Origin of the sequence: Propionispora hippei DSM 15287, from assembly GCF_900141835.1 — a bacterium.
Classification (GTDB): Bacteria; Bacillota; Negativicutes; order Propionisporales; family Propionisporaceae; genus Propionispora; species Propionispora hippei.
On record NZ_FQZD01000043.1, the window covers coordinates 23,940 to 30,488 of the forward strand.

The following is a 6,549-nucleotide window of genomic DNA, read 5'->3' on the forward strand; positions in this document are numbered from 1 at the left end:
GCCAGTCTAAAGCAAAGACGCGACGGTCTCTCCTGAGGGAGAAGCTGTCGCGTCTTTTTATGGCTTTTTTCTGGTGGAGGAAGCTGCTGCTTCGTCGAGCAAAGCCGCTGTGACCTGCTCCAGCACTGCCTGCCAGCCGCCGGTTTGGGACTGCCGGAAGAGGCGGGCTGACGGATACCAGGGACTGTCCTGCCGTGTTAACAGCCAACGCCAGTCGGGATCAAGGGGGAGTAAAATCCAGACCGGTTTGCCCAAGGCGCCGGCCAGGTGGGCTACGGCAGAATCAACGGTGATGACCAGATCAAGGTGACTGATCAAGCCGGCCGTTTCGGTAAAATCATTTAATTCTGCCGAGACATTAAGAATAGCCGAATCGCCGTCGGTCAGATCCGCTGCCCGGTCGTCCGCCTGCAGGCTGATCCAGTGAATTTGTGGGTGCCGTTCCGGTAAAGTCCGGAAGACCGAAAACGGGATGGAACGGTTATGGTCGTTGTCATGTCTGGGATTGCCGGCCCAGACAATGCCGATTCTGGGACGGCCGGGCATCAGGTCAGCAAGGCGCTTGCGCCATTTGGTTACTTGTGTGACCGGTGGTTTGAGATAGGGGATGGCGGTAGGAATACTTGCTTCTTCCGTGCCGAACCGATAGGGCAGGCTGTGGAGCGAGCAGGCAATATCGTACTCTTCCAGCGGAACCTGTCCCTCCGCATAGACCGGACAGTCCAGGGAGTGGGCGAGCAGCCGCAGCAGGGGCTTTTGAACCACCACCCCGACAGCGGTTGCCAGGCTGGTGAACAGTGTGGCATAGCGGATAAAATGCAGAGTGTCGCCAAAGCCTTGCTCGAAGAATAAAAGCAGGCGGCGATCGCTAATATTCTCTCCCTGCCAGGACGGCAGAGGGGGCTGTGAATAGCTAAAGGCAATGAGACGTTTTTCGTAATAATCCCAGCCGGGCCGGTAGCGGCCCTGGAGCAAATAAAGGGTGCCGAGACCGAAAACCGCTTCCGCCGTTTTTGCCGGCGCCCCGTTTTGAATCGCCTGTTGATAGTAGTCTTCGGCTTCTGTGTAACGTTCCTGTTTACGGAGGATGAGAGCCAGCCGGCGCAGCAGACCCGGCCTACCGGGATGATAAGTAAGGGCCTGGCGAAGGCAGGCTTCCGCTTCACTGAAGCGGTTTAATTTGTTTAAGACGGAAACTAAATTGGTTGCGGCCAGGGCAAAGTCCGGTTTTAATGCAAGGGCCCGGTTCAAGTGGGTGATCGCCTCGACCGGCCGGTTCAGCTCATGCAGGATGAGGGCCAGGTTATTGTGAGCTTCGACATAATGGGGCTGCAACTCCAGCGCTGTTTGGAAGGAGCTTAGGGCCTCCGGCAGACGTTGCAGTTTCTGGTAGGTCAACCCTAGATTATTGTGGGTGACAGGGTTGCCCGGTTCCAGTTGGAGCGCCTGCCGAAAAGCCCTGACGGCCTCTTCCGGCAACTGGGCCTGTGACAGAAGGATGCCGCGATTGTTGTAGGCCTCCGTATAATTGGGGCGCACGGCAAGCGCCTGATCCAGATAAAACTGCGCCCGATGCAATTCACCGGCTGCGGCCACGACCAAGGCCAGGTTGTTGTAGGCTTCGGCAAAGTCGGGTTTCAGGTCCAGAGCCATGGTAAAGCAGGCTTTGGCGCCGTCCAGGTGGTTGAGGGTATGAAGTACGAGACCGAGCTGGAAATACGTATAAGGTGAGGCCGGGTTTAGTTTAGCAGCGAGGAACAGGACAGCGGCGGCGCACTCCGGTCGTTGACTGTCTTTTAGCAGTAATCCCAGCGCATAGAGGGCCTCGGTATAATCGGGCTTGAGAGCAAGCGCCCGGCGCAGATGAGCTTCAGCCTCATCCAGCCGGGTTTCCCGCTGAGCCAGCAGACCCAGATTATAGTGGCCTTCCGGACGGTCAGGATATAAGTGAATCAGGTCCTGAAAAGCCTGCCGGGCTTCTTTTTGCTTACCAGCCAGGGCCAGAGTGATTCCTGCTTTCAGGTAGGTTTCAGGCAGCATGGTGTTCCCTCTTTCTGTAGATATAGATAATACGACCTGTTTAGCATCTATCATATCGGGGGAAGCTTGGAATTTTATTTGGAAAAGAGAGACCGTCAATTCGACAGGCGACATAAAAAAGATATACAATAAAGGGATTTAATGGAATACAAAGAATATAGTACAGGCGGTTTTGGTGCACATTTGTCAAAGTAGGCAGAAAGTGCGGCAAAACCGGTATATTATACGATATCAAACCGAAGAAGGAGGAACAGATTGCGAAGGATTGTTGCAATTATAAGTGGGGTTTTATTTTTGTTACTGGCCGTTAGCCCGGTGTTGGCCGAACCGGCCGGCCCGGAGGGAGGGCCAGGGGTGGGAACGGTTACGGAGGGGCATGCCTACCTGCCCAAAGGAATCAAGCTGCAAGCCCGATTGTTGGACACGTTGGACTCAAGAACCAGCAAGCCGGGAGATAAGTTTTCATTTAAGCTTTTGCAGAATGTGATTGTTGCTGATACTGTGATTATTGCCCAGGGGACGACCGGTGAGGGGGTCGTAAAAACCGTAAAGCGGGCCGGCTTGTTTGGCCGGGGCGGTGTGATTGAATTGGAAGGCGTCGGCATTAAGACCGTTAACGGCATCCAAGTCCCGGTAATCCTGCGGCAGCACAGTGCTAACGGCGGGCACACGGCGGATTTGGATTGGTATGATGATGCATCCAGCGCTACCCCAGCCTTAACCGTTGGTGTCATGAGCGGTATTGCGAGCGGTTTGGAGGTGCAAATCGGTGCCGGTACCAAATTGATTTTGGAGTTGCCCTATGCGATCGACCTGCAGGCCACGCCGGAACAACTGCAGGAGCAAACGAAGCCGCCGGCCCCGGAAGCGGCGGGACCTGTAAAGCCGGAGCTTGCTGGCTAGTACATTATCAGCCCTTTTAATAGTAAGATTATGTTTATTTAGAAAAGGAGAAGGTACAGATGAAAAAGATGTTCATATTCGTTTTGCTTATGATGCTGGCGGTTTCGGTGGTGAGTGCCAATCCGGCCCAGGAGCCGGCCAATGCCGGTGTTGCCGAAGTTTTACCCGGCCATGCCTATGTTCCCAGGGGAACGATGATTCCCTGCGAGCTGTTAACGGAGGTCAGTTCGGGCAAGAATAAGGTCGGCGATAAGATTAACTTTAAAGTGCTGGAGGATGTCACCGTAGGCGACGCCATCGTCATTGCCAAGGGAACCACCGGTGAAGGCTATGTTAAAACCGCCAAGAAGGCGGGGCTGTTCGGCAAGGGTGGTTCTATTCAGTTGGATGCGACCGATGTAAATACCGCAAGCGGGATAGAAATTCCTTTGACGATGGATGTTTCTAAAATGGGTGGCGATCATCCTGTGGAAATAAATTATAATAACTCCATTGCCGGTGCCGTCATATCCGGCTTATTCTCGGGCAGCAATCAAAAGATTGCCGCCGGTACCAAATTAACGGTGTTTGTTCCGGTTAATGTGGACTTGCAGGTGAAGCCTGAGCAGTTACCTGCCGTCAGCAAAGAGGGGGCGGCCGCACAGCCTGGTAAGGCTGTGTTTGTTCAAACGGCTCCGGTGACCGATATTGCCGTAGCAGCCGGTGATGCTTGGTCTTATGAAGGAAGCAAGGGAACAATTCACTTCACTATTGATGAAATCGGGAAAAAGACAATCAAGGGAAAGATTTCGTCCAGCGGCCCGGGCTTGCTGACTTTTGAACAGGCCTATGAGACCGCCAAGAGCAATCAGTATTTTTCCTTCAAGGCCAAAGACAAGGAGAAAGGCAAAACTTATATGGTTCAGCTATACGTGAGAGCCGATAATACCGTACAGTACACTATCACCGATTCGCCCAAAGCCGATCAGGAATCGGTCATTTTGGTAAAACAACCTGGGAAAAAGTTTTAGGAGACCTGATTCAATGAGCCTGCCGATGCTGGCGGAAAAAAATCCTTCAGGCCGCGCAGTGCCAAGTAATCACTGACTCATTATCGTAAAGACTTACTATCCTGCTGACAGGATAGTAAGTCTTTTTTGCGTGACCTATAAAGCTAAGCCTGTTTGCTCAACAGCCGGACTGATGATACAATACTGGTAAAAGACAATAGAAAAACAAAGATTTGGTGCAGTGAGAGAGGATGATAAGAAATGAACTATACGCCGGCGGCAGAAATAGAAAGAAGAATTAAGAAGTTTCAGGCGAAGCTGGTTGCTCAGGAGCTGGATGGCGCACTGCTCCTGTTAAACGCTGATCTGTATTACTTTACCGGTACGGTGCAAAACTCGTTTTTATATATCCCAGCCGGCGGTGAGCCGGTACTTATGGTCAGACGCAGTGTCAGCCGGGGGCGGACGGAATCGCCGCTGACGAACATCGTGCCCATCAGAAGTCCGAAAGAAATGCCGGATATTCTTGCTTCGTTTGGTTACCGGGACGTTAAGCGCGTCGGCATGGAGCTGGATGTACTGCCCTTTAATCTTTACCAGACCTACAGAAAGCTGTTTTCCCCGGCGGAGCTTAGCGATGTTTCACCGCTCATTAAGGAAATCCGCGCCATTAAGACGCCTCATGAGATTGGCCTTCTCCGGCAGGCTCTGCAGGTGGTGGACAAGGCATTTCAGGCCGTACCGTCCTTCTTAAAGGAAGGTATGACCGAATTGGAAGCGGCGGCTTTATTTGAGGCCGAATTGCGGCAACGGGGTTACGCGGGCTGCTGCAAAATGAGGTCGTTTAACCAGGAGTTCTTTTACGGCAATGTCTGCAGCGGCAGCAGCGGCTTTGATCCCAGCTTTTTTGACGGGCCGGTGGGCGGCTCGGGTGCGTGTCCTTCCCATCCCCAGGGAGCCGGTTGGAAAAAGATCAGCCGTAATGAAGTGGTGTATATTGACTATACCTCGCTCATTGAGGGCTATACGGGCGATCAGTCGCGGGTGTTCTGTATCGGTGAACTGAGTCCGCAACTGGTAAAAGCCTTTGAGGCAGCACTTGCCATTCAAAAAGCAGTGCTGGCCAGCATAAAGCCGGGGACTCTGGCGGAGGAACCGTATCTTTTAGCGCTTAAGCTGGCCGAGGAAATGGGCTACAAGGATCATTTTATGGGCTATAAAGATCACCAGGTTAAGTTCCTGGGCCATGGTATCGGTCTGGAGCTGGATGAATGGCCGATTTTTGCCAAAGGGATGAAGACACCGCTGCAGCCGGGCATGACGTTCGCTCTGGAACCTAAATTTGTATTCCCCGAAGGGGCTATCGGCACCGAGAACAGCTTTGTCATGACGGAAACAGGACCGGAGTATTTGAGCATTACACCGGAAGTGATTACTTATTTGCCGTAGATGATTGCTGTAGAGCTTATTGACGATAAAGGCAAGTAAGCTTGCCAACGTCTGTGGCAATATTGTCTTGCAGGGTAGTGAAGCGGAATACGGGCAAGCTGTACAGGTGTTTGAGCATTGTCGCCGCTTGCGGGTGTTGGCGGCAATAAGAGACTGGCGGCGCACCAACTGGGCATTTCCCGTCGGAAGCTTTACCGGTTGTTGGAAAAAATAAAATAAATTTGAGATAGGCGTGCAGTTTTGTTGTATCAAAACCGCACGTTTTTTTGTATCTTTGCACATAAAAAGGTTTGAAGTACGGTGAATTGTCATATGCTGTTACGACGTTTGCTACATAAATATAGCAAACATTATAAATTTCACTACTGGCTGGGTTGACGTAAGCTGTCGCCCGACAAGAGCAGTCTCTTTGGTTTTTACTTGCAATGAAGAAATAAAACAAAAAATGCGATAATCGTGCGGTTGCTGTATCTGAATCGCACGATTATCGCATTTTCGCACGTGCAAAGAGGCGGAAAATGGCGAATTAAGAGCATTCCATGATTGGCATCATTCTTGCAATTTAAGAATGTAGAATCGATTTGTTGTCGCCACAGTCAGGGAGCGGGTTTAATTTAGTTTTAAGCTGTCTTAAATCAGCCCTGTCGGTAGGGTTAACAGGAGGATTCTTGTCGATATGGAACAGGAGGAGTTATTGTGTGGAGGAAAAGAAATTTTTGTAAAGCTGTCGGCAGTATGGTGGCAGCGGTATTATTGGTTGGCGGGGCTTATTCCCAGGCCGAAGAAGGGAGCGGAACATTACCGGAGCTTACGCTGGACAAGAGCTTTTATTATGTGCGATCAACTGAGCAGGACAAGTCGGACTGGCTGAAAAGCAGTGATGTGAGTCTCTGGTTTACGCAGGACGGTAAGCCGATCTATTCGTTTGAGACCATTCAGCCTTTCGGTAAGGTGGACTCGAAGGGGCAATTGCGGTTTTGGCAGGGCCGCTACGCCTATAACAGCGAAAGCAAGGGGACTGCCAATTTGGGCCTGGGCTGGCGCAAGCTGTCGGCGGACAAGAGCAGCATTGTCGGGATCAATACGTTCTATGACTATGCCTTTGAAAATAATCTGTCCCGGATTGGACTTGGCTCGGAATATTTCCACGGGCTAGGGGAATACCGGG

At 51.7% G+C, this 6,549-nt stretch carries 6 protein-coding genes; 5 read left to right on the forward strand and 1 reads right to left on the reverse strand.

Annotated features, from left to right (window positions below; translation table 11 throughout):
• Positions 1-57: 57 nt before the first annotated feature.
• Positions 58-2,040 carry a tetratricopeptide repeat protein gene (locus F3H20_RS17160; RefSeq protein ID WP_188128388.1) on the reverse strand — a complete coding sequence of 661 codons (1,983 nt, stop codon included), beginning with the start codon at positions 2,038-2,040 and terminating at the stop codon, positions 58-60.
• Positions 2,041-2,295: 255 nt separating this feature from the next.
• On the opposite strand from F3H20_RS17160, the gene F3H20_RS17165 reads away from it, so the two are divergent.
• The 5 genes from F3H20_RS17165 to F3H20_RS17185 form a co-directional block, all read left to right on the forward strand.
• On the forward strand, positions 2,296-2,943 hold the full coding sequence (locus F3H20_RS17165) for a hypothetical protein (protein WP_149736090.1): 648 nt from the start codon (positions 2,296-2,298) through the stop codon (positions 2,941-2,943).
• Between the two features lie 59 nt (positions 2,944-3,002).
• Positions 3,003-3,953, forward strand: coding sequence for a hypothetical protein (locus tag F3H20_RS17170; protein ID WP_149736091.1), 951 nt, complete (start codon positions 3,003-3,005; stop codon positions 3,951-3,953).
• A 240-nt stretch (positions 3,954-4,193) separates the two neighbouring features.
• Positions 4,194-5,381, forward strand: a complete 1,188-nt coding sequence (locus F3H20_RS17175) for a M24 family metallopeptidase (protein WP_149736092.1) — start codon at positions 4,194-4,196, stop codon at positions 5,379-5,381.
• Between the two features lie 117 nt (positions 5,382-5,498).
• Positions 5,499-5,600, forward strand: a complete 102-nt coding sequence (locus F3H20_RS20485) for a helix-turn-helix domain-containing protein (protein WP_149736093.1) — start codon at positions 5,499-5,501, stop codon at positions 5,598-5,600.
• A gap of 477 nt (positions 5,601-6,077) precedes the next feature.
• The coding region (locus tag F3H20_RS17185; RefSeq protein ID WP_188128389.1) for an inverse autotransporter beta domain-containing protein at positions 6,078-6,549 on the forward strand (472 nt) is incomplete at its 3' end.

Excerpts from the sequence above, each read along its gene's own strand:
- F3H20_RS17175 (WP_149736092.1), top strand. The coding sequence starts at position 4,194 with ATGAACTATACGCCGGCGGCAGAAATAGAAAGAAGAATTAAGAAGTTT.
- F3H20_RS17160 (WP_188128388.1), bottom strand. The coding sequence starts at position 2,040 with ATGCTGCCTGAAACCTACCTGAAAGCAGGAATCACTCTGGCCCTGGCT.
- F3H20_RS17170 (WP_149736091.1), top strand. The coding sequence starts at position 3,003 with ATGAAAAAGATGTTCATATTCGTTTTGCTTATGATGCTGGCGGTTTCG.